At 46.3% G+C, this 22,414-nt stretch carries 20 protein-coding genes, 1 pseudogene, 1 riboswitch and 1 other annotated feature; of the genes and pseudogenes, 2 read left to right on the top strand and 19 right to left on the bottom strand.

Annotation, left to right across the window (positions count from 1 at the left end; all coding sequences use genetic code 11):
- Positions 1-231: 231 nt before the first annotated feature.
- The 16 genes from M313_RS0101935 to M313_RS0101855 all read right to left on the bottom strand — a co-directional run bounded on the left by M313_RS0101935 (position 232) and on the right by M313_RS0101855 (position 15,836).
- Complete coding sequence (locus tag M313_RS0101935; protein ID WP_010191883.1) at positions 232-1,395, bottom strand: MalY/PatB family protein; 1,164 nt, start codon at positions 1,393-1,395, stop codon at positions 232-234.
- 21 nt (positions 1,396-1,416) lie between these two features.
- Positions 1,417-2,850 (bottom strand): proline--tRNA ligase, encoded by a 1,434-nt coding sequence (proS, locus tag M313_RS0101930; RefSeq protein WP_010191881.1) that lies wholly within the window; start codon positions 2,848-2,850, stop codon positions 1,417-1,419.
- Positions 2,851-3,012: 162 nt separating this feature from the next.
- Positions 3,013-3,215 (bottom strand) — a binding site (T-box leader).
- 147 nt (positions 3,216-3,362) lie between these two features.
- A complete protein-coding gene (locus M313_RS0101925) occupies positions 3,363-3,986 on the bottom strand; it encodes a precorrin-2 dehydrogenase/sirohydrochlorin ferrochelatase family protein (RefSeq protein WP_010191879.1) in 624 nt (207 codons plus the stop codon).
- The gene (locus M313_RS0101920) at positions 3,967-4,731 is read right to left on the bottom strand and encodes a sirohydrochlorin chelatase (protein ID WP_157182394.1); all 765 of its coding nucleotides are present in this window, start codon (positions 4,729-4,731) and stop codon (positions 3,967-3,969) included. Before M313_RS0101920 ends, M313_RS0101925 begins: the two co-directional genes overlap by 20 nt.
- Before the next feature lie 15 nt (positions 4,732-4,746).
- Complete coding sequence (cobA, locus tag M313_RS0101915) at positions 4,747-5,523, bottom strand: uroporphyrinogen-III C-methyltransferase (RefSeq protein WP_010191874.1); 777 nt, start codon at positions 5,521-5,523, stop codon at positions 4,747-4,749.
- Between the two features lie 3 nt (positions 5,524-5,526).
- Positions 5,527-5,745, bottom strand: a complete 219-nt coding sequence (locus tag M313_RS0101910) for a DUF3906 family protein (protein ID WP_010191873.1) — start codon at positions 5,743-5,745, stop codon at positions 5,527-5,529.
- Complete coding sequence (locus tag M313_RS0101905; RefSeq protein ID WP_010191872.1) at positions 5,729-7,360, bottom strand: nitrite/sulfite reductase; 1,632 nt, start codon at positions 7,358-7,360, stop codon at positions 5,729-5,731. Before M313_RS0101905 ends, M313_RS0101910 begins: the two co-directional genes overlap by 17 nt.
- A 16-nt stretch (positions 7,361-7,376) precedes the next feature.
- Entirely contained in the window at positions 7,377-7,979 is a 603-nt protein-coding gene (cysC, locus tag M313_RS0101900) for an adenylyl-sulfate kinase (RefSeq protein WP_010191871.1), read from the bottom strand.
- Between the two features lie 15 nt (positions 7,980-7,994).
- Complete coding sequence (gene sat, locus M313_RS0101895; RefSeq protein WP_010191870.1) at positions 7,995-9,146, bottom strand: sulfate adenylyltransferase; 1,152 nt, start codon at positions 9,144-9,146, stop codon at positions 7,995-7,997.
- Positions 9,147-9,489: 343 nt separating this feature from the next.
- On the bottom strand, positions 9,490-10,563 hold the full coding sequence (cysP, locus tag M313_RS0101885; protein WP_010191868.1) for a sulfate permease: 1,074 nt from the start codon (positions 10,561-10,563) through the stop codon (positions 9,490-9,492).
- Between the two features lie 30 nt (positions 10,564-10,593).
- Complete coding sequence (locus M313_RS0101880; protein ID WP_029326283.1) at positions 10,594-11,310, bottom strand: phosphoadenylyl-sulfate reductase; 717 nt, start codon at positions 11,308-11,310, stop codon at positions 10,594-10,596.
- Positions 11,311-11,431: 121 nt separating this feature from the next.
- Entirely contained in the window at positions 11,432-11,593 is a 162-nt protein-coding gene (locus M313_RS24900) for a YezD family protein (protein ID WP_010191865.1), read from the bottom strand.
- 58 nt (positions 11,594-11,651) lie between these two features.
- Positions 11,652-11,756: riboswitch (SAM riboswitch) on the bottom strand.
- A gap of 121 nt (positions 11,757-11,877) precedes the next feature.
- Positions 11,878-12,390: a hypothetical protein gene (locus M313_RS0101870; RefSeq protein WP_010191864.1), complete on the bottom strand. Its 513-nt coding sequence runs from the start codon at positions 12,388-12,390 to the stop codon at positions 11,878-11,880.
- Between the two features lie 158 nt (positions 12,391-12,548).
- Positions 12,549-13,469, bottom strand: a complete 921-nt coding sequence (locus M313_RS0101865) for a diacylglycerol kinase (RefSeq protein WP_010191862.1) — start codon at positions 13,467-13,469, stop codon at positions 12,549-12,551.
- A gap of 279 nt (positions 13,470-13,748) precedes the next feature.
- Entirely contained in the window at positions 13,749-15,284 is a 1,536-nt protein-coding gene (gene floT, locus M313_RS0101860; RefSeq protein WP_010191861.1) for a flotillin lipid rafts scaffold protein FloT, read from the bottom strand.
- A gap of 12 nt (positions 15,285-15,296) precedes the next feature.
- Positions 15,297-15,836, bottom strand: a complete 540-nt coding sequence (locus M313_RS0101855; protein ID WP_010191858.1) for an NfeD family membrane protein — start codon at positions 15,834-15,836, stop codon at positions 15,297-15,299.
- 231 nt (positions 15,837-16,067) lie between these two features.
- Here M313_RS0101855 and M313_RS0101850 point away from each other — a divergent pair, with 231 nt between their 5' ends.
- Entirely contained in the window at positions 16,068-16,955 is an 888-nt protein-coding gene (locus tag M313_RS0101850) for a M15 family metallopeptidase (protein ID WP_010191853.1), read from the top strand.
- 214 nt (positions 16,956-17,169) lie between these two features.
- On the opposite strand, the pseudogene gatB reads toward M313_RS0101850, so the two are convergent.
- From gatB to gatC, 3 genes and pseudogenes are all read right to left on the bottom strand, one after another.
- Positions 17,170-18,602, bottom strand: a pseudogene (gene gatB / locus M313_RS22400) (Asp-tRNA(Asn)/Glu-tRNA(Gln) amidotransferase subunit GatB).
- A gap of 16 nt (positions 18,603-18,618) precedes the next feature.
- Complete coding sequence (gatA, locus tag M313_RS0101840) at positions 18,619-20,076, bottom strand: Asp-tRNA(Asn)/Glu-tRNA(Gln) amidotransferase subunit GatA (RefSeq protein ID WP_010191851.1); 1,458 nt, start codon at positions 20,074-20,076, stop codon at positions 18,619-18,621.
- A gap of 22 nt (positions 20,077-20,098) precedes the next feature.
- Positions 20,099-20,389, bottom strand: a complete 291-nt coding sequence (gene gatC / locus M313_RS0101835; protein ID WP_010191850.1) for an Asp-tRNA(Asn)/Glu-tRNA(Gln) amidotransferase subunit GatC — start codon at positions 20,387-20,389, stop codon at positions 20,099-20,101.
- 509 nt (positions 20,390-20,898) lie between these two features.
- Here gatC and putP point away from each other — a divergent pair.
- Complete coding sequence (putP, locus tag M313_RS0101830; RefSeq protein ID WP_010191848.1) at positions 20,899-22,407, top strand: sodium/proline symporter PutP; 1,509 nt, start codon at positions 20,899-20,901, stop codon at positions 22,405-22,407.
- Positions 22,408-22,414 lie beyond the last annotated feature (7 nt).

Genomic DNA, 22,414 nt, shown 5'->3' with positions numbered 1-22,414 from the left:
GCTCACTCATGTCTTCATAACCTCCATGAAGACCTCTCTCACTCAGATTCCCGCTCACTCATGTCTTCATAACCTCCATGAAGACATCTCTCACTCAAATTCCCGGCCACTCATGTCTTCATAACGCCAATGAAGACATCTCTCACTCGATATCCAGCCCACTCACGTCTTCATCTCTCCTCTCAAAGTACTTACAACCCACAACGAAAAACCTGCCCGCAAAAATTTGCGTCAGCAGGTTTCCCTTTCTTTTATAGCAGCCTTCATCCTCAGCAGCGCTTCCGTCAGCACCTCGCGTGGACAGGCAATGTTTATGCGTTCAAACCCTTGGCCGCCTGCACCGAACTTCATTCCTTCGTCTAGGCGGACTCCCGCTTTTTCTAAAAAGAAGGTATGCAATTCATCAGCAGGAATTCCAAGTTCCCGGCAATCCAACCAAATTAGATGAGTTGCCTCCGGTTTCACTACTTTTATAGAAGGAATATTCTCTTCCAAGTAGGTGCAGACGTACTCCAAGTTAGCGGTCAAATACTCCTTCACTTCTTGCAGCCACGGCAGTCCTTTGTAGTAGGCAGCGATGGTTCCTTCTACCGCAAACGCGTTCGGACGCATCAATCCAAACCCGGTTAACAATGTTTCATAATGCTCTCTAATCTCTTTGTTCGGTATGAGGAAAATAGAGCTTTGCATTCCGGCAATGTTGAATGTCTTGCTTGGCGCCGCACAGGTGATGGAAAAATCAAGATGGTCCGGATGCACTTTTGCGAATGGGATATGCTTGTGCCCCGGATAGGTAAGGTCACCATGCATTTCGTCTGAGATGACTACTACTCCATGCTTTTCACAAATCTCCCCTATCCTACGCAACTCTTCACTAGTCCACACTCTGCCGACCGGATTGTGCGGGCTGCAGAGGATGAACACCTTTGTTTCAGGCTGGGCTGCTTTCTCTTCAAAGTCCTCAAAATCCATTTTATAGCCGTCCTCGGAATAGAGAAGGGAATTATGCAAGATGGTGCAGCCTTGTGTTTGGATAGCAGAGAAAAATGGATAATACACTGGATCCTGTACGATTACCGAATCACCTGGTTGAGTCAACGCCTTGAGCAAAAGGTTCATTCCGGGGATAATGCCGGGACTGAATGAAATCCATTCCTGCTTCAGCTCCCATTCGTACTGCGTTTTCCACCAATATTCAACTGCGTCATAATACCTGGCGCAAAAAGTGCTGTATCCATAGATGCCATGCGTGGCTTTTTGGCTGATGGCGCTGACAATCTCTTCTGAAACTTGAAAATCCATATCTGCGATGCAAAGCGGGATGATGTCTTGATCTTCGATGAACCATTTGACAGAATGCGTTTTTCTGCGGTCGATGAATTTTTCCAGTTGCATGGCTTTCTCCCCTTACTCGTTCTAGTATGCTTTAGCCCAATATACCATATGTTTTGCTTCTTTTCCGCAACACACACAAGTTTCGGCTACCTTTTCCTGCTCAAAAGGCATACAACGAGAGGTCGCGCTTGTTTCCTCTTTAATTTTGTCCTCGCATACTTGATCGCCGCACCACATTGCTTTGATGAAGCCGCCTTTTTCTTCGATTTGCTCTTTGAAATCTTGGAAAGTCGTTGCCACGCTTGTTTTGGTTTCACGGTGGGAACGGGCCTTTTCTAAAAGGTTTTTCTGGATGTCTTCGAGGATTTCCTGGATTTTTGCTTCGAGTCCTTCCATAGGTGTGATCAGTTTTTCCCCAGTGTCACGGCGGACAAGGACAACTTGTTGCTGTTCGATATCACGAGGACCCGCTTCTAGTCTTAGTGGAATTCCCTTCATTTCGTACTCGTTGAATTTCCAGCCCGGCTTTTTGTCGCTCGCGTCAATTCCGACTCTAATGAATTCGGACAACTTTTCTTTTAAATCATAGGCAAAATCAAGGACTCCCTCTTTGTGCTGAGCAATTGGGACAATCATCACCTGCGTTGGCGCAATCCTTGGAGGAACGACAAGGCCGCGGTCATCGCCGTGGACCATGATCATGGCTCCAATGATACGAGTCGTGAAGCCCCAGGAAGTTTGCTGCACATATTCCTGCTTGCCCTCGCGGTTTAAGAATTGGATGCCAAACGCTTTGGCAAAACCGTCCCCCAAATGGTGAGAGGTTGCCGATTGCAATGCTTTTCCGTCGTGCATCAAGCTTTCGATCGTGTAGGTGTATTTGGCTCCCGCGAATTTTTCTTTTTCCGTTTTCTGGCCTTTGATGACAGGGATGGCCAAAATGTTTTCACAGATTTCTGCATAGACATTTAGCATTTTCACCGTTTCTTCGTGAGCCTGTTCGTCTGTTTCGTGGCATGTGTGTCCTTCTTGCCAAAGGAATTCTAGCGTTCTCAAGAACGGTCTGGTTGTCTTTTCCCAACGAACGACATTTGCCCATTGGTTGTAGAGCTTTGGCAGGTCGCGGTAGGAATGGATGATGTTTTTATAATGCTCGCCGAACAGTACTTCAGAAGTTGGACGGACTACTAGGCGTTCTTGTAGCTTTTCATCGCCGCCGTGAGTGACCCAAGCTACTTCTGGGGCGAAGCCTTCGATGTGATCCTTTTCTTTTTGGAGAAGGCTCTCTGGAATGAAAAGTGGCATATAGACATTCTCGTGGCCAGTTTCTTTGATCCGTTTATCGAGCGCGTCTTTGATGTTTTCCCAAAGTGCATAGCCGTATGGGCGTATGATCATGCTGCCGCGGACGCTGGAGTAGTCGACAAGTTCTGCTTTGGTGACGACATCTGTGTACCATTGGGCGAAGTCTTCGTCCATGTTGGTGATTTTTTCAACGAAATTTTTATTAGACATGTAGGTTTGCTCCTTTTTTGAAAAGTTGGTGCGGAAATGGCCTGAGTTCGTGCGGAAATGGCTCGAGTTCGTGCGGAATTGGCCTGAGTTCGTGCCAAAACACCCCGAGTTCGTGCCAAACCCACCTTTCAGCCAGCTAAAATAAAAAAAGCCCCGCTATAAATAAGGGACCATTTCTGGCGGTACCACCCTCATTCAAAGCAAAGCTTCACTCTCTTTCATGGTAACGGTTTTGAACCGCTGCACCGTTTCTGATGCAGAACTCTGAGGCAGGTTCAAATGCTCATCTATGGCTGCCTCTCACCACTCGGCACCCTCTCTTGGATAGACGAAATCATTTTACTGGTCCTCTTCGACGTTTGATATTGAGAAGATTATATAGGTTTGTTTGAAAATTTGTCAATCTATTATTTTACTAGTATACGTCAATTTTTGAATCTTAAACTTCTTCCACACAGAAAAAAGCACCCGTACAATCCGACAAGTACGCGCGCCTTTTCACCTAACAAATACTATGATATCAACCTTTCCTTCAAACGCAACAACTCCTCCAGTTTCTCCTCCCTAGCTTCTTCATCCAACCGGTACCTATCCTCCAATATCTCCCAAAGCAGCTCCCCCTTTTCTTCAAAAGACAACGGCAGCCGCTTCACTACCTCACGATATTCCGCCAAAAAATCCGTATAAGAAATCCAGCTGAAATCAAACTGTTCCTCAAGCTCTCTTTTCAACTTCCGTGTCAATTTTGGACTCGATCCGTTGGAGGTCACGGCGATTTGCAAGTTTCCGCGCCTCACGGTTGCTGGGAAGGTGACATTCCCCTCACCCGACTCATCAACCACGCAAACGAGTTGCGACTCATGCAATCCGCGAACTAAAGTCGCGTTCACCTCTCTATTGTTTGTCGCCAAAATGGCCAGAAAAGCTTCCGCAAAATCTTCCGCCACGGCTCCACGCTCCACCAGCCGGTAACCCCTTAATACAGACAACTCCCGCACTTCCTCCGAAAATTCCGGTGCGATAAACGTGATATTCACCTGCTCTGCATCCAACACCTTCGCTTTACGCGCCGCAATCCTCCCACCGCCCGCGATGACAACTTTCTTTCCTTTTAAATCAATGATTAACGGTTGCAACCCTCGCCTCCTCCTTTCCTGAAACAGTAGCCCGCTCCACGACAATTTCTTGAATCACCTCGTGGCGGCTCAACGGTTCAATCAGCAAAACATCCTGTCCCCCACCCTTCCTTTTCCGGACCTCTCTCTCGACTTCACTCAACAGCAGTCCTGCAAATAGCAAGTATGGCACCACCAACACCCGTCCCACTGCATTACTACTAATATCCTTAATACCTTCAGCGAATAATGGCGTGGTGGCCGCCAAATAACAGACATGCACTTGTGACACACCAAGCCTAACACCAACGCCTTTTTTTATTTCCGCAAAAGCCTCATGAATGGCAGGATCACTACTCCCCCTGCCCACAAGCAACACAGAATCCCTAGCATCCACCTTCCCAACAGCCGCTCTCACCAAATCACTTATCCCATCCACGATCCGCTCCTGCACGCCAAAAGCAGAGGCGATTTCCACGCTGATACCGGGATATTTTACACGCAGTGGCTCTAGCGCTTCTGGAATGTCCTCCTTTATATGTCCTGCTGTTAAAAGAAAGATGGGGACGACGGTGATCTCGGTTGCCCCTTTTTCCACACAGCGTTCGAATCCTTCCGGGATAAATGGCTCCGTCAGTTCCAGAAAACTAATTTCCTGAATCGTTGCATCTACTCTGGCAATGACCCGCCCCAAGAATTCTTTCGCTTCCTCCGCACCTTTTTTTGATCGCGTTCCGTGCCCTACATATAGAATAGCCCTAGTCACCAAACCCGCTCCCTTCTATCCGTGCACCACCGGCAAATGTGGCACAACCTCCTCCTCGAACCAGTGCAATTTCTCATGAAGCTTCACCACTTCCCCAATCACAATCATGCTTGGATTGGAAATGTTGGCATCCTTCACTTTTCGCTCGATGTTGGCAAGCGTGCCGACGACTGTCTTTTGTTCATGTAACGTCCCCCAGTGCACAAGGGCAATTGGTGTTTTAGAAGACTTCCCATTCTCCTGCAGACGCTTAAGTATATTTGGCAGCTGGGAAACCCCCATGTACACACAGATCGTATCCACGGAATGCGCGAGGTTTGCCCATTGATGCTCGGCTTCCTTGTCGCCTGCCTGGTGTCCTGTGACAAAGGCGAAACTTTTGCTCAAGGTCCTGTGGGTGACAGGAATGCCAGCGTAAGCAGCCGCTCCGATCCCAGCGGTAATCCCCGGTATGACTTCAAAAGGTACATCCTGCTTGAAGCATTCTTCTGCCTCCTCGCCTCCACGACCGAACACAAATGGATCACCACCCTTTAAACGCACGACCTGTAAGCCTTTTTTCGCATATTTTACAAGAAAATGATTGATCGTTTCCTGCTTCATCGTATGGTAGTGGGGCAGCTTTCCGCAGTAGACAAGCTGCGCCTCATTTTTTGCATAGTTTAGTAGTTCCGGGTTCACCAGGCGGTCATAAAGGATGACATCTGCCTGCTCGAGTAGGCGCAAACCCTTTACTGTAATCAAATCGGGATCCCCGGGACCCGCTCCCACCAAATATACTTTTCCAGTCATGCGCTACCACCCTTTCTCCTCTGGATCTAAAATATAGCCACTCTTTTTCCCAAGACGCTTTTTCTCTCGTAAAATAACTTCCTTCACTTCGGGCTCTTTCAAATAAAATTTCTCGAGCTCCACGTCCAGGTGTTCAAAAGCTGCTTCATCGTTCTCTGCAAAGATGACGGATACAATTTCCTTGGCCTCTATCGTTACGTCAAATCTATACAGATACGCCATCGGTTTCTTTTCCTAAAATAGTATCTAGTACGCCTTGCAAGGTGGAAACTCCCACCCGTCCAACAAAATCGAAGAAGGTTTCTCCTTTTGTTTTCTGGTCGCGGAAGTAGATTAATAGCTCCTCAAGGACATCCGTCAATTCCTCTGCCGCCACTTTACCCTTCAGCTTTTCGTTGAATTTTCCGCCTTTATTTAATGTTCCACCAACATAAATCTCATAGGCTTCGACCATCTCTTTTTGCTCGTTTCGCATTTTCATCCCCTGCAGGCCGATGTCGGCAATCTGACGCTGACCGCAGGAATTGGGGCAGCCGACCATATGCGTGCGGATTGGAACGTCCAAGCTGATGCGCTGATCAAGTTCCTCTGCAATAATTCGCATGCGCTCCTTCGTTTCTACTAAGGCCAGGTTGCAATACTCGATACCGGTGCACGAAACCGCATGCCCGAGAAAGGAGTTAGGGTTGATGGAAATGCGTTCGAAAATCGGCTCTTTTAACAGCGTCTCCACGTTTTCCTCCGGGATGTTCGGAATGATGAGATTCTGAGAGTTACAGGTTCTGATTTCGCCGTTACCGTACTTCCCTGAAATTCTCGCAAGCTCAAAAACTTCTTCTGAATCTAAGCGTCCTACTGGTACATTGAAGCCGAGGAACTTCAAGCCCTCTTGCTTTTGGTCATGGATGCCATAAAAGTAACCAGCGTTCCACTCCTCTTTTGGCTCGTCGCCTTTGGAAGGTAGTGGACCTGTGTACTCCAGCAGCTTCTCCTTGAACTTTTCCGGTCCCCAATCGGCAATTAAAAATTTGAGGCGTGCAAGGTGGCGCTTTTCACGGTAACCAAAATCTCGGAAGATGGTGGTTACCGCAATGGCGACTTCAAGCGTTCTTTCCGGTTCCACAAAGACATCGATGGTCTCTGCCAGAAACGGCCTGGATGAAAGACCGCCGCCGACTTTCAGGTGGAAGCCACTTTTTGTAACACCATCTATCGTTTTTGTCGCCGGTGTAAAAGAAACACAGTTGATTTCGGCGTTGGACGCATTTTTCGTATTGGCACTGATGGACATCTTGTATTTTCGCGGCAGGTTGGAGAAGTCCTCATTCTTTTGAAAGAAATCATAGACCTCTTTTACAATCGCCGTTGTGTCAAAAAGTTCGTCAGGATCAAGACCCGCAATCGGGTTGCCGACTATGGTACGGGTGATGTCCCCACACGCACCGGCACTCGATAGTCCTACTGCTTCGAGACGGTTAAAAATGTCCGGGATCTGCTCGATTTCCAACCAGTGAAATTGAATCGCCTGCCGTGTGGTGATGTCAAACACGCCACGGCCGTAGTCGCGCGCGATGCCTGCCAGTGTTTCGACCTGAGGCTTCGTGAGGATGCCGGATGGAACATTGACCCGCATCATGAAGTAGCCATCCTCTTTTGGTCGTTGTAGATAAAGCCCCGCCCACTTGAACAAATCCCATTGTTCCTTAGAAATGGAATCGAATCCATTCTTTGCGTAATGCGGAATATCATCGAGAATCCGCAGGCCATCCTTCTCCAGTTTTGCTTTCTCTGTCTTGTTGATTTTTTCATTGTCGGCCCAGTGTTTAACATATGCCATGAGTGTAGCCCCCTTTTTATATAATCTTTTGATCTCGTAAGTATTGGAGTATCTTGCCGACAGCTTCTTCGACCGTCTGTGTGCCGGATGCGATCGTGATTTCCGCTTGAGACGGCTTTTCATAAGGAGAATCAATACCGGTAAAGTCCTTGATTTCCCCGCGTCTCGCCTTCGCGTACAGTTGTTTTGGATCTCTCCTTTCACATTCCTCTAACGGGCAGTCCACGAATACTTCAATGAACTCACCATCCTCGAACAGGGCCCTGACCTGATCCCTGTCGCTTTGGAACGGCGAGATGAACGCAGTGGTTACAATCTTTCCACTGTCGACAAACAACTTTGCCACTTCTCCTATGCGCCGAATGTTTTCATTTCGATCCCCTTCTGAAAATCCTAAATCCTTATTGAGTCCATGACGGACATTGTCACCATCTAACACATACTCATTAATACTTTGGCGGTATAATTCCGTGGACATGGCGTTTGCGATGGTCGATTTACCAGAACCCGACAGTCCCGTGAACCATAGAACGCAGCTGCCATGCCCGTTCTGTGCACGGCGCTCCTCTTTAGTGATGGCCTGTTCGTGCCAGGTGATGTTGGTTGCTTTTACACTCATTTTTCATTTCCCCCTTTATACGGCAGCTGTTTTCTGTTGTTTTAGCCCGTCAATCAAGACTTCGATAACCTCTTTTCGACTGAAGGTGGACGGTGGTAACTCCCCTGCTCGCAGCAGTTCCCTCACCTTCGTTCCTGACAATATCACTCTGTCTGTTGGTGGATGCGGGCACGTTTTATCAGAGGCCATGCCTTCGCATTTATTGCAATAAAAGCTATGCTCGAAAAATAATGGCTTGATGCCAAGTTCCTCTTCTGTGAACTGATGGAAAATGTGCTGTGCATCATAGGTGCCGTAGTAGTCGCCGACCCCTGCATGATCACGACCGACAATGAAATGGGTGCAGCCGAAATTTTTTCTCGCGATGGCATGGAAAATGGCTTCCCTCGGTCCGGCATAGCGCATCGCAGCCGGGTAGACTGCAAGCTCAACACGGTCTGTTGGATAGTAGTTTTCTAGGAGTACGCGGTAGCTTCTCAACCTGACATCAGCCGGAATATCATCTGATTTTGTCTCCCCGACTAGTGGATTGAGGAATAGTCCATCCACCGTTTCAAGTGCAGCTTTTTGAATATATTCGTGAGCGCGGTGGACAGGATTTCTCGTTTGGAAGCCGACGATAGTTTTCCAGCCTTTTTGCTCGAAAAGTTTGCGAGTTTGCTTGGGTTCAAGCCATACATCTTGGGCTACACCTTTGTTTGGTTTTTGCGTCAGGATTACTTCCCCCGCGACGTAAATGTCGCCCCTTTCGAATAAGCGTTTGACCCCGGGGTGTGCAAGCTCTTCCGTTTTGTAGACTTCGCGGGCTTCTTTTTGTAGGTCTGGTTCATACCATTCGCTGATGGTGATGACTCCGTATGTGGTATGTTGGTAGGTCAGCTTGTAGGTTTCTCCTTGTTGTAAGGTGTTTGCCACTTCTTTGGTGACCGGCAGTGTGACCGGTACCGACCAGATGGTGCCGTTTGCCAGTCTCAGGCTTTCAACGACAGATTCGTAGTCGGATTTTGAGAGGAATCCTGTGAGTGGACTGAAGAGCCCGACTCCGATAAGTTCCAAGTCACTTAATGCGATCGCGTCTATTTCGATTTCTTTTGTAAGATTTGTTGTGTCATAGTTTGGTTGGTAGGCCTGCACAAGAGTGCCACCATGTGGTTTTGGTAAAGTCATTGTTTGTTTTACCTCGCTTTTTTGTGGTTTTTTAGAAAGAAATCTATGGTTTTTTAGTGATTTGAAATCGTTCGGTCAACTTTAGGACATGTTCGGACAAACTCACCGCTATTTTAGATGCCATTCGGTCAACTATTTCAAGGCTTTGGTCACTTTTGACTGGGGGTTCGGTCATTTAGAAAATTGGTTTGGACAAATTAACGAAATCTTCGGTCACTTCCGCGGAAACTTCGGTCAACATTCGGAAATCTTTGGTCACTTTCGGCAAAACTTCGGACATTTGCTCTCGGCGCCACCCAAATCACCCCATCGCGCCCGCTCGCCAATCCTAAAATCCCCAAGATTACTCCTCACTCCCCGCCGATACCACCGCCGCCCCAGAACCAGCCCCCGTTCGCTGCATCAAAAACTTCACCCCGAACACTGATACCAGCACCCCGATCATCGCAATTACCGGGTACACATTCTGCTCAATCAACAGCTGTATCAGCGTGTAGGAGAGTACCATCGATAACACCGGCGACACCACCCACACAACCAGAAGCTGCACGACAATGTCCTTTTTCAAAACAGATCGCCCTTGCTTTACAAAGCCAATCCCGATAATTGATGACGTCGTGATCTGAGTCAGTGGCACCGGAATCCCAAACACCGAAGCGACGGTGACGATCCCGGCACCTGTCCCGGAAATGACGCATCCTTCCTCCAGCCGAAGCTTTGTAATCTTCTTGCCGTTTGTTTCCATGACGCGATGGCCGAGCAGCAGTGCGCCTAAAGCCACAAACAAACCTCCCCAGAGAATTCCCTGGCCGGTGCTCATGATGCCGGCTCCAACAAGCGGTCCCACCGCATTTGCGACATTGTTCATACCAGCGGAAAATGCTTCGAACACTCCCATCACCACGACCAACACCGACAAGATCGGAACAGCGCGAGAAGATTTCACCCATCGATCGATCAGGCTATTTTTCAGCACCCACGTAGCACCAATTGCTAGCAAAAATGCGATAACCGGGGTCAGCAGCCAGAATGAAACAATCCAGGCAAGCTTTCCGACAAACACGGATTGATAGACAATTCCGGCACCGACCACTGCACCGACTATTACTTCACTGGTGGAAAGCGGGATGCCAAATACATTGGCTAAAAATAAAGACAGGGCCGCAGATGCAATCACGATCAGGGCAATGGCCACCGTAAAGGTACTTTGCGGGACAATGCCGCTTCCCATCGTCTTAACGACTTCGGCACCGCCGAGCCACGCCCCAAAGAACACCGCAATCCCGCATAGTACCAAGGCCACATTCCTTTTAACAACTCCTGCACCATAGGCAATTCCCATGGATGCTGCCGCACCGCTCGCCCCGATATTCATGGCGAAAAATAGACCAACGATGACAGCTATGATAACTAACATGTTTTTTCCTCCTCCACTTCACAACCAGCCTTAATTTGTATGCAGGCCGCACTCCGTCTTCCCGCTACCCGCCCAGCGGCCAGCACGGGAATCACCTTCCACACCGACTGCCTGGGTACAGGGAAAACAGCCGATGCTTGGATAGCCATGATCGTGGAGCTCGTTATACGGAAGTCCCCGGCTTCGAATATGATTCCAAACATCTTCCCATGTCCAGTGGATGAGCGGACAAATCTTGATGTTTTGAAATTTGTCATCTTGGTTGAGGAAATTCGTGCCTGCACGCGTTGGTGACTGCTCCCTTCTCAGGCCGGAGATCCAGGCCATTCTCGGCAAGACTGCTTCTCTTAATGGCTCGACCTTGCGGATTTGACAGCACTGTCCGGGATTTCTTTTCCAAAGAGCCGTGCCATGCGCTGCAGCTTGCTCATCCAAGGTGAGCGCAGGTTTCCTCTTTTCAATCTGTAAAGTTGGGTATCTACTTTCTATCTGTTCAATGACCTTGTAGGTTTCTGGAAAATGCAAGTCGGTATCTAAAAAAACAATTTGTGCATCAGGCTTTACCTCTTGAATTAGGTCGATCAGCACCACTGCCTCGGCCCCAAAGCTTGAGGCATAAATGATTTCATTGGATTCATAAGTTCCAAACGCCCATTCCAAAACAGCTTTGGCCCCTTTTGAGTCATCATCAACCACAAAGGTGGACGAGATCTCCTCCCAGTTTTCGTACGTTATTTTCTGCGTCATGGTGTAACGGCTCCTTTCTTTTCCAACGAAAAGAGGCAGCCCCTTTACCGGTGCTGGCTGGTTGTTCCAAGCCAAGCATCATGTAAAGTGACCGCCTCCAGTTTGTCTGGTCAGCGAGTATTTATTTTTTTTGAAGGCGAACCTTCTCGTTTCTTTCTATTTGAATGACTTTTCCATCCTGTACGACTAGGGTGATAGATCCAAATTTGATTGACTGCAGCATTCTTTCCAAGTGGGTCACAACATCTTCCCATTCTGACTTTGCCAGTTGGCTCGCCTCCATTTCACCAAATAAAAAACGCCTCTCCCATTATGGAAAAGGCGCATCGTATGTATACTGCACCTTATCTTCCAAAATGGGTATCCATTTTGCTGGAATTGGCACCTTGCTGTTCGCAGGTTGCCGGGCTTCAACGGGCCAGTCCCTCAGCCGCTCTAGATAAGCGTCGATTCATTTGTTGTTTTTGATAAAATTAATCCTACCATACTTATATGAATTGTCAACAATGTTATTGACTGTTTTTTTAGATTTTTTTATTTTTAGGAAGTTGGTCCTAGTAAGCTACTTCATTCCCCAATCTTTGTAAGCTTGGTTTCCGAATCAATGATTGCCGCTTGATAGTAATCCCCCGCCGCCGTTTCAAAAAGAACACCTTGGACGGTTTCTTCTTGTTCTTCAAGTTTCACCATATCCACCTTTGATAAGCCGTTTGGATCAAACGTCACTTTCCCTTCTAACTTAAATTGACCTTTCCCTATTTCCTCTGCCAATTCAATTTCATGGTCAAGCATACGCTCCTCTAACCAGCCTGCAAGCAAGGGCTCCACCGTATCTTCCGCTATTTTCAGGCTGTCATTATATGTAAGAATCATGGAGTAGCGCACATATTGCACGGTTTCCAACTCATTTCCACCCATGCCGACAGAAGTGGAGGAAATGGTGAATTCAGGGTCCGGATCTGTTTGTGCGAACATATTACAACCGGCTAACAAGATGGTGAGTCCACACAAAACGACTAGACTTTTCAAGCTACCCTTCCTAAAAATCCCCTTAGACTTCATTCTTTTTTTCCTAACCACTACTAACCCCTCCTAGCATTTCCATTTTATTCAACATTAACATGTTTTTCCTTGCGTATGTTGCAATAAAATAAAAATGATGCGAGATTCCTATGGAGAAGTGATCCCGCATAATTTTCAAAAAAATAAGCAGCGGCTTTCTCCTCCGCTGCTTATTACTATTCGCATTTAGCCATTTCTACTTTTTTACGCTTTTCGGTTACAAGGACATCTAGATGACGGTAAAGGTTGACGAATTCGCCTGGAAGCAGTCCACCGTACTCCCCGTCTAGATTTAGTTGCATCTTCTCTTGTGTGTTTACTTTTACCCTGTTCGCCTTCGTATAGATGACTAAATCATCTTTCACATGATCTCCGCGCAATGCCATGGAAGCAATACGGATGAAGTCTGCGATGTTTGCTTTTTTAAGGATAATCATATCAAACATGCCGTCGTTCATGCAGGAGTCTGGCGCAAGCTTTTCGAAACCGCCTACTGAATTCGATAATGAAACTAAGAACAACATGATTTCGCCTTCAAAGATTTTTCCGTCGTATTCGATCGTTACGTTTGTGGGGCGAATAGATGGAAGCATTTCAATTCCTTTAAGGTAGTAGGCAAGTTGGCCAAGCATGGTCTTCATTTTGATTGGTACTTCATATGATAGCTCGGTCATTTTTCCGCCACCGGCAATGTTCATGAAGTACTGTTCATTGGCTTTTCCGATATCCACTGGCATCGGAACGCCTTCTGCTATGACATCGACACAAGCTAAAATATCATCACGTGGCAGGTCAAGTGCTCTGGCGAAGTCGTTGGTCGTTCCAACTGGAATAATGCCAAGTTGTGGACGGTAGTCCTGTTCTGCCAACCCGTTGACTACTTCGTTGATTGTTCCATCTCCACCAGCTGCCACCACAAGCTCATACCTGCGTTCAACTGCCAGCCTAGCCGCTTCTGTCGCATCTCCATGTCCGGTTGTGGCATGGCAGGATGCTTCATAGCCGGCTTTTTCTAATCGAACCAACACTTCTGGCAGATGCTTTTTGAACAGCTCGCGACCAGATGTTGGATTGTATATTACCCTAGCTCGTTTCATTTCCCATCATCCTAAACGTATATTTAACTAAGCCCTCTTTTATATCTATGTGTTGTCATGCTCTATATGTTGTCTGTTAAGATAGTTATATTTACCAATACCACTAAGTAGTGAACCTGTAACCCACTACTGATAACATATTAGCCTATTTGAGTGTGGATATGCAATTAAAATGAAAATTTTGAGAAATGCGGGCGGCGTCCTTCCGAAAACAAAGCCCCCACCTGCACCACTACTTCTCGTAAGTAGCAACTGCAGATGGGGGCACCAAACTCTTAATTATTCTTCTGTCTTCTTCTCTTCGCTTTTTTTGCTCGTAGCGATTTCGCTCGTTAAGCTGTCGATGCTGTGACGCACGTTTGCTTTACCGGAGAAGTTTTCGATCAGTTCTTTTACATCAATTCCTGATGACGCTTTTAAGGACTCTTGAAGCGTGGACATCAGGTTTGTTGCGTAACCGGTCACTTTATTGGCGCCGCTGTTTTCACCGCTTCCGCCAGTGTCCACAACCGTGATCTTATCAATGTTGCCAAGTGGAGCTGCAACTTGCTTCGCGTATTCAGGAAGCATTTTGATAATCATGTCTAGGATTGCCGCTTGACCGAACTGCTCGAATGCTTCTGCGATCTTTTCTTTCGCTTCTGCTTCTGCAAGACCTTTCAGGCGGATAACTTCTGCTTCGGATTCCCCTTGTGCTCTTTGTGCATCAGCAATTGCAAGACCGTCGATACGGACTTTTTCTGCTTCTGCTTTGGCCATTGCTTCAATGCGGTATTTGTTAGCATCTGCTTCTGCCATTTGTTTCGCTTTATCAGCTGCTGCCGCCTGCTCCACAGAGTAACGGTCTGCATCGGCTTTTTTCTTCACTTCGGAGTCGTATTGACGCTCACGACGCAGGATCTCTTTTTCCTCAAGCTCAATTTGCTTTTGACGCTCGATGATTTGGATCTGCATTTGCTGCTCCGTTACTTCTTGTTTCGCACGTGCTTCCTCTAGATGGTACGCTTGGTCAGCACGGGCTTTCGCGATGTCTTGCTCGCGGCGGTACTCGGCAACCTTCATTTGGTTGGTTTTTTCCGCTTCTGCGATTTCCGTCGCACGCTCAAGTTCTGCGCGTTGTGCGTCTTTAGCTGCTTCGGCGCGCTTGATACGTGTTTCTTTGTCCGCTTCCGCCGTTGCAATGTCTGCGTCACGCTTTACTTGCGCAATACGTGGTTTACCAAGAGATTCTAAGTATCCGTTGCTGTCGCGGATATCACGAATGGTGAAGGATACGATGATCAATCCCATTTTCGCTAAATCCTGAGATGCAACACGTTGTACTTCTTGAGAGAATTTTTCACGATTTTTGTAGATTTCTTCTACTGTCATGGAACCTAAGATAGAACGAAGGTGACCTTCTAATACTTCACGTGCTTCGTTTTCTAAGTCCTCTTTTCTTTTCCCTAAAAATTGCTCGGCAGCTGTTGCGATATCGCCGATAGAGTTGCCAATCTTAATGATCGCCGTTCCATCCGCCATAACCGGCACACCTTGTTCTGTGTAAACTTCCGGTGTTTTAACGTCTAGTTTAATAGATAGCAAGCTTAATGGTTCCGATTGTTGGAATACCGGCACGATGAATGCACCGCCACCTCTTACAATCTTAATTCTGTTTCCTGCTTCGTCTGTGTGGACATTTTTGCCACCAAGGTAACTACCTGTGATAATTAACGCTTCATCTGGACCAACTGTTTTGTAGCGCGCTACGAAAACGACGATCAGGACGAAAATCAGTGCAACGACGGCACCAATGATAATTGCGATTTCACCCATTTTCTCTTCCCCCTATTTATTATAGTTTTCTAATACCTTTTCGTACGGAGTGACAGAGACCACTCCGGTTTGGACATCGATGATCAGGACTTCCGTATCATAAGGGATTTCTTCATTTTCAAAGCTCTGTGCAGAACGTGAAACGGTGCTTCCCCCGATGCTCAGTACCACTTCCCCAAACCCGTCTTTCGGAACCGAGATGATAACTCGTGCAAGCTTACCTTTTAAGTCATCGTCTGTGTAACCTAGCGAAGAATCTGCGGACCTGATTGGTACAAAAACAAAGATGTGAAGCAAAATGACTAGTAGAAGTGCAAGGACGGTGGCAATGGCCAACACAAGCAACCCTGATAGTGGCGAATATTTTTCAACTAGATAGCCTGTTGCTCCAAACACGGTAAAAAATGAAAAGATAAGAGCCGGATCAATAGGTAACACGTCGAATATCCCGTCCACCACATCAGACAATAAAACATAGATCAGCGTCAAGCCGCCAAAGATGATGAGGCACCAAAAGTAGAGTGTCATCATGTCCAATCCAAACATCGTCATAAGCCATCGTTTCCTTTCCTGTTGTATTGAAGGCAATCACCTTTGGAACCTTGATCTTCCTTCCAAACTTCCTTCCGCTATTATATACGGGTCAATTCTCCTAAAGGTTTCAAAAACATTTCTATTTTTCTACCTTTTTCTCAGAAGATGATAGGTGTAAAATAATAGTAGGATTTTACAAACTTTTACCTATTCCATCATAAACCATATAAAAGGGGAAAACTATTACTTATGCTAAAAAAAGGAATTATTTGCGGCGTGAGCCTGAGTTTGCTGGCTGGTTGTACGGGTTTAGAAAATTTATTAGACGAAAAGGAAGTGTTGGTTGGAAACCCTCATTCAGGCAAATCCACTGTGCCGGTCGTGACGGTGGTGGAGGATGAAGTTTGGGAGGATTTTTTTAAAAAGGAAAAAGAAGTGGATGTCGCACCGGAAGAGCCAGAAGATGAGCCAGAGACTGAGGAGGATTCTGAGGAGCCGGCAGACGAGGAAACGCCGGAAGAACCTACAGAGCCTGAAGCGATCCCAGTGGTAGCCAATCCCGGCGCAATGAATGTCATGGTCAATAAGTTCTGGTCGCTTCCGGAAGGGTACCGCCCAGCTGACTTGATCAAGCCAAATGTGCCGTTTTCTTTTGGTGACGAAAACAGCGACCGCTCAAAACTGCGTGCAGAAGCAGCGGAATCACTTGAGGTTATGTTTAACGTTGCAAAAGGCGAAGGCATCGAGCTTTATGCACGGTCCGGCTTCCGTTCGTATGAAACACAGGAGGCTATTTTCAAAAATGAGGTAGCTACATTCGGCTATGAGCAGGCGGTTCTCTATGTGGCGCTGCCTGGGACAAGCGAGCACCAGACTGGACTTGCGATGGACATTACCGCGAAGAGTGTGGGGCTTGAGTTAGTGGAGGCATTTGAGGGGACCGCTGAGGGCAAGTGGCTTGCTGAAAATGCCCATAATTATGGCTTTATTTTGCGCTATCCGAAGGGAAAAACGAATATTACGGGTTATGCGTTTGAGCCGTGGCACTTTAGGTATGTTGGTGTGGATATTGCTGGGGAGATTTATGCGAAGGGGCTTACGTTTGAGGAGTATATGGGGGATGTTAGGGAGTTTTAGGTTTGGAAAGGATGGGAGAGTTCGCGTTATCCGCGAGATTGTATATATATCCGCGATATTTTTTGTTTAACCGCGATGTTTTCATTTTATCCGCGAACTTTTCTTTTTATCCGCGAAGTCAGTGTGAATAACCGCTTTTCGACACTAACCGACACAAACCACCCATAAAAAAACAGAACCCCGACATCCTGTGTTGGGGTTCTACTTATATTATTTATCGCTTCTTAATTTCCTCAATCAAAATCTTGTTCACCATCTGCGGGTTGGCCTGCCCTTTGGAAGCTTTCATGATTTGGCCGACAAGGAAGCCGATGGCACGTTCTGTACCTTCTTTGTAGTCCTGGACGGATTTCGGATTTGCATCCAATGTTTCGCCGACCATTTTACGAAGGGTGCCTTCGTCTGAAATTTGGACAAGGCCTTTTTCTTTGACAATTTTCTCTGCATCGCCGCCATTTTCGATAAGCTCTTTGAAAACTTTCTTGGCAATTTTCGATGAAATCGTGCCTTTTTCAAGAAGCTTGATCATGCCTGCAAGACCCTCTGGAGTCAAAGCTGTATCATCAAGTTCTTTATTTTCAGCGTTCAAGTAAGCTGATACTTCGCCCATCAGCCAGTTGGAAGCAAGCTTCGCGTCAGCACCGGCTTCAACGGTCCCGTCAAAGAAATCGGACATTTCTTTTGTGATGGTCAGTACTTGAGCGTCATATGCAGGAAGGCCAAGCTCTTCTACATAACGCTTTTTGCGCTCATCTGGAAGAGTCGGAATGTCTGCGCGAACGCGCTTTTTCCAGTCATCATCAATGTGAAGCGCAACAAGATCCGGTTCAGGGAAGTAACGGTAATCGTCGGAACCTTCTTTTACACGCATTAGAATCGTCTTTTTCGTCGCTTCATCATAACGGCGTGTTTCTTGTTCAATCACTCCACCAGACAAAAGAACCTTCTCTTGGCGAACGACCTCATGCTCCAGCCCCTTTTTGGACAAAGTTGAAGGAGTTCAGGTTTTTCAGTTCCGCTTTTTGTCCCAAATTCCTCTTGTCCGACTGGACGCAAGGAAATGTTCGCATCACAGCGCAACGATCCTTCTTCCATTTTACAATCAGAAACTCCTGTGTATTGGATGATGGATTTCAACTTTTCCAGGTAGGCATATGCCTCTTCGGGAGTGCGGATATCTGGTTCTGATACGATTTCCACAAGCGGTGTTCCTTGGCGGTTATAGTCGACAAGGGAATAGCCGTCGCCTGTGTGCATCAGTTTTCCTGCATCTTCTTCCAAGTGAAGGCGCGTGATACCAATGCGCTTCTTCTCCCCGTTCACTTCAATATCAATCCAGCCGTTTTCCCCGATCGGTTTGTCATGTTGAGAGATCTGGTAAGCCTTCGGATTGTCCGGGTAAAAGTAATTCTTACGGTCAAATTTCGTGTCGGTTGCGACTTCACAGTTCAGGGCCATTGCGGCCTTCATCGCGTATTCCACCGCCTGTTTGTTCAGGACAGGCAAGGTTCCCGGATAGCCAAGTTCCACGACACTCGTGTTGGAGTTCGGTTCCGCACCGAATTCGTTTGGACTTGCCGAGAAAATTTTAGATTTTGTTTTCAATTCTACGTGTACTTCAAGGCCAATAATCGTTTCAAAATTCATGTCTATTTTTCACCCCTTACAGCTGTGGCTTCTTTTTATGATGGTCGGTTGCCTGCTCAAACGCATGTGCAACGCGGTAAATGGTGCTCTCGTCAAAATGATTCCCGATGATCTGCAAGCCTACTGGCAGTCCGTCCACAAAGCCTGCTGGTACGGAAATTCCCGGTACGCCAGCAAGGTTCACTGGGATAGTGAGGATATCATTTGCATACATCGTGAGTGGATCCTTTGTATTTTCACCCACTTTAAATGCCGGAGTAGGCGTAGTTGGTCCGATGATAACATCATATTTTTCAAAAACGTCCTCAAAATCCTGCTTGATCAGCGTACGAACCTTTTGTGCTTTTACATAATAAGCATCATAGTGTCCTGCGCTCAGTGCGTATGTACCAAGCATGATACGGCGCTTCACTTCAGGTCCGAAACCTTCACTGCGCGTCTGCTTGTACATGTCAATCAGGTTCTTTGCATTGTCCGTGCGGTAACCATAGCGGACACCGTCAAAACGAGCAAGGTTTGCGGATGCTTCTGATGATGACAATAGATAGTAAGTTGCCAAAGCATATTGGGAGTGCGGCAGGGAAACTTCTTCCCATGTTGCGCCGAGTCCTTCTAATACTTTCAGTGCATCTTTAACAGACTGGCGAACCTCTTCGCTTACGCCTTCTGCCAGATACTCTTTTGGCACACCGATCTTCAGTCCTTTAATATCACCTGTCAGGCTGGAAAGGAAGTCCGGCACGTCTGCGTTGGCGGATGTGGAATCCATTGGGTCCAGTCCAGAGATCGCTTGTAAAAGATACGCATTGTCTTCTACCGTACGCGTAATTGGGCCGATTTGATCAAGGGATGATGCAAATGCAATTAAACCGTAACGGGAAACGCGTCCATAAGTAGGTTTTAGGCCGACAACTCCACAAAAAGCTGCAGGCTGACGGATCGATCCACCTGTATCAGAGCCGAGGGAGAAAAATACTTCCCCTGCTGCTACTGCTGCTGCAGATCCACCGCTTGATCCACCAGGAACACGCTCTAGGTCCCAAGGGTTTTTCGTTGCCGCGAAGGCAGAGTTTTCATTGGAAGATCCCATGGCAAACTCGTCCATGTTTATTTTACCGATTGTCACAGATTCTGCTTGGTTCAGCTTTTCTACCACTGTTGCATTGTAGATTGGGTTAAAGTCACCAAGGATTTTACTCGCAGCTGTTGTGCGGATGCCTTTAGTGACGATGTTATCTTTGACTCCGATTGGAAGGCCGAATAATAGGCCATGATCTTTTTCCAGTCCTAACGCTTGGTCAAGGACTTTTGCATATTTGCGGGCATTCTCTTCATCAAGTGTCAGGAATGCTTGTACTTTATCGTCGACTTCGTTGATACGTTTGTAAGATGTATCAACAAGGTCAGATACGCTGATTTCTTTTTTATGTAAAAGGCTATGTAATTCTGATAGCTTTTTATCAAACAATGACATGGGGTTCCCTCCTTACTCTTTCCTATTCAATAATGCTTGGTACGCGAATCTGGCCGTTTTTATGATCTGGGGCATTTTTCAATACCTCATCCACCGGAAGGCCTTCTTTCGCCACATCTTCCCTCATGACATTCTTCATATGTAGAACATGAGAAGTTGGTTGAACATTTTCTGTATCTAATTCATTCAACTTCTCCGCGAATGAAATAATTGCATCTAATTGACTTGTGAACATAACTGCCTCATCCTCGCTGATCGCGAGACGGGCCAAATGCGCCACATGCTTCACCTGATCCTCCGAAATACGTGACATCCTCTTTCACCTCCACAAAAAATCGAACTTGCACAATACCCCTATCATACTAAACTTTAACCCCCACAAGCAATTCTCACGGGATATTGGCGGAAATTTCTTTAGTTGGGTAAAGAGGGGTCTGACCCTCAATGCGTTAGAGCACTAAAGCGACCCTCTCTCTCCCTCTATACTCGTTTTTGTTTTGGGTGTGGTATGTTTCGATTTTTTTGTGGAAAAATAAGTGGGCATTATGGGAAGAGTGATGGTGAATATGGTTGCAAATATTACAGCAATATTACGTGTTTGATAATTCTGAATAGTTTTACTTTAATTAATTGTCAAGTGGGAAGTATGCCCATTGTATCAAGGGGTAGCGTGTTTTTCTTCCTATTGAAAAAGGTTTCAATCGCTTGAATTAAGGGAAATACTTTGTTAGCTTAAATACTCGTAACCGTTATGAGAGCAATTTGGGGCGCCGAAATTGCTGATGTACAAACAAAATTAAAGATAATTCAGGAGTTGATATTGTGGAAACAGGAGTATTTATTTCCCTAGCACTTTATTTTATCGCCATGCTGGGAATAGGTTTATATGCCTATAAAACATCTACAGACGATATTTCAGGCTATATGCTTGGCGGACGTAAATTAGGACCTGGAGTAACTGCACTATCTGCCGGGGCATCTGATATGAGTGGCTGGATGCTAATGGGTCTACCCGGTGCCATGTATGCATCCGGTGTATCTAGCATGTGGATCGCTATTGGACTTACAATAGGAGCATATGTAAACTATCTGGTCGTTGCACCTCGTTTAAGGGTTTATACAGAAACTGCGAATGACTCCATAACAATCCCAGATTTCTTTGAAAACCGTTTTTATGATGGCACTCGTATTTTACGCTTCGTATCCGCGATAGTTATCATCATTTTCTTCACACTTTATACATCCTCTGGTTTAGTTTCCGGTGGTACACTATTTGATAGTGCATTTGGATTAGACTACAAAACTGGCTTATTCGTAACGGCTGGTGTAGTTGTCGCTTATACATTGTTCGGAGGATTCTTGGCAGTTAGTTTAACTGACTTTGTACAAGGTGTCATCATGCTACTTGCTTTAGTACTAGTGCCAATTGTTGCTTTTACCGATTTAGGCGGTGTTGGTGTAACACTTGATGAAGTACGTGCTATCGACCCAACATACCTTGATTTCTTTAAAGGTACAACCGTTCTTGGAATTATCTCCTTACTCGCGTGGGGACTTGGTTACTTTGGACAGCCTCATATCATCGTTCGATTTATGGCAATTAAGTCGATCCGTGATTTCAAAGCTGCTCGTCGTATCGGAATGAGCTGGATGATCGTTTCTATCATCGGTGCGATGGCAACTGGATTAGTTGGGATCGCATACGTAAACCGTACAGGAATGGAATTAGCTGATTCAGAAACAATCTTTATTGTTTTCTCTCAATTCTTGTTCAACCCACTTATTAGTGGATTTTTACTTGCAGCAATCTTGGCTGCTATCATGAGTACCATTTCTTCTCAGCTACTTGTTACATCCAGTGCGCTGACAGAAGACTTTTATAAAACATTCTTACGTCGTGAAGCGTCAGATAAAGAACTTGTATTGATTGGACGTATCTCCGTTCTTATCGTTGCTCTTGTAGCAATTTCATTATCTCTGACACCAAACGACACGATCCTTAACCTGGTTGGTAACGCATGGGCAGGATTTGGTGCTGCATTTGGTCCGGTGGTTATCTTAAGTCTTTACTGGAAACGCATGAACCGTTGGGGTGCACTTGCAGGTATGCTAGTTGGTACCATCACGGTATTAATTTGGATCTATGGTCCATTCACCATTAACGGCGAACCGCTGACTGATTTCTTATATGAAATTATTCCAGGATTCATCCTAAGTACGATTGCAGTAATTGTTGTAAGTTATATTACAAACTTCCCACGTAAAAAAGTACGTGAAGGCTTTACGGAAATGGAAGAAACAATGGAAACAGAAACAAATAAAGTAGATTAATTTATAC

The organism is Bacillus sp. m3-13 (assembly GCF_000175075.1).
Taxonomy (GTDB): Bacteria; Bacillota; Bacilli; order Bacillales; family Bacillaceae_I; genus Sutcliffiella_A; species Sutcliffiella_A horikoshii_C.
Note: the sequence above shows the minus strand (reverse complement) of the source record. Positions and strands in the feature narration are given on the sequence as shown.

What these genes read in the sequence shown, in the direction of transcription:
- M313_RS0101935 (WP_010191883.1), bottom strand. Translation starts at nt 1,395, where the DNA reads ATGCAACTGGAAAAATTCATCGACCGCAGAAAAACGCATTCTGTCAAA.
- proS (WP_010191881.1), bottom strand. Translation starts at nt 2,850, where the DNA reads ATGTCTAATAAAAATTTCGTTGAAAAAATCACCAACATGGACGAAGAC.
- cobA (WP_010191874.1), bottom strand. Translation starts at nt 5,523, where the DNA reads ATGACTGGAAAAGTATATTTGGTGGGAGCGGGTCCCGGGGATCCCGAT.
- M313_RS0101910 (WP_010191873.1), bottom strand. Translation starts at nt 5,745, where the DNA reads ATGGCGTATCTGTATAGATTTGACGTAACGATAGAGGCCAAGGAAATT.
- M313_RS0101905 (WP_010191872.1), bottom strand. Translation starts at nt 7,360, where the DNA reads ATGGCATATGTTAAACACTGGGCCGACAATGAAAAAATCAACAAGACA.
- cysC (WP_010191871.1), bottom strand. Translation starts at nt 7,979, where the DNA reads ATGAGTGTAAAAGCAACCAACATCACCTGGCACGAACAGGCCATCACT.
- sat (WP_010191870.1), bottom strand. Translation starts at nt 9,146, where the DNA reads ATGACTTTACCAAAACCACATGGTGGCACTCTTGTGCAGGCCTACCAA.
- cysP (WP_010191868.1), bottom strand. Translation starts at nt 10,563, where the DNA reads ATGTTAGTTATCATAGCTGTCATCGTTGGTCTATTTTTCGCCATGAAT.
- M313_RS0101880 (WP_029326283.1), bottom strand. Translation starts at nt 11,310, where the DNA reads ATGACGCAGAAAATAACGTACGAAAACTGGGAGGAGATCTCGTCCACC.
- M313_RS24900 (WP_010191865.1), bottom strand. Translation starts at nt 11,593, where the DNA reads ATGGAGGCGAGCCAACTGGCAAAGTCAGAATGGGAAGATGTTGTGACC.
- M313_RS0101865 (WP_010191862.1), bottom strand. Translation starts at nt 13,469, where the DNA reads ATGAAACGAGCTAGGGTAATATACAATCCAACATCTGGTCGCGAGCTG.
- floT (WP_010191861.1), bottom strand. Translation starts at nt 15,284, where the DNA reads ATGGGTGAAATCGCAATTATCATTGGTGCCGTCGTTGCACTGATTTTC.
- M313_RS0101855 (WP_010191858.1), bottom strand. Translation starts at nt 15,836, where the DNA reads ATGACGATGTTTGGATTGGACATGATGACACTCTACTTTTGGTGCCTC.
- M313_RS0101850 (WP_010191853.1), top strand. Translation starts at nt 16,068, where the DNA reads ATGCTAAAAAAAGGAATTATTTGCGGCGTGAGCCTGAGTTTGCTGGCT.
- gatA (WP_010191851.1), bottom strand. Translation starts at nt 20,076, where the DNA reads ATGTCATTGTTTGATAAAAAGCTATCAGAATTACATAGCCTTTTACAT.
- gatC (WP_010191850.1), bottom strand. Translation starts at nt 20,389, where the DNA reads ATGTCACGTATTTCGGAGGATCAGGTGAAGCATGTGGCGCATTTGGCC.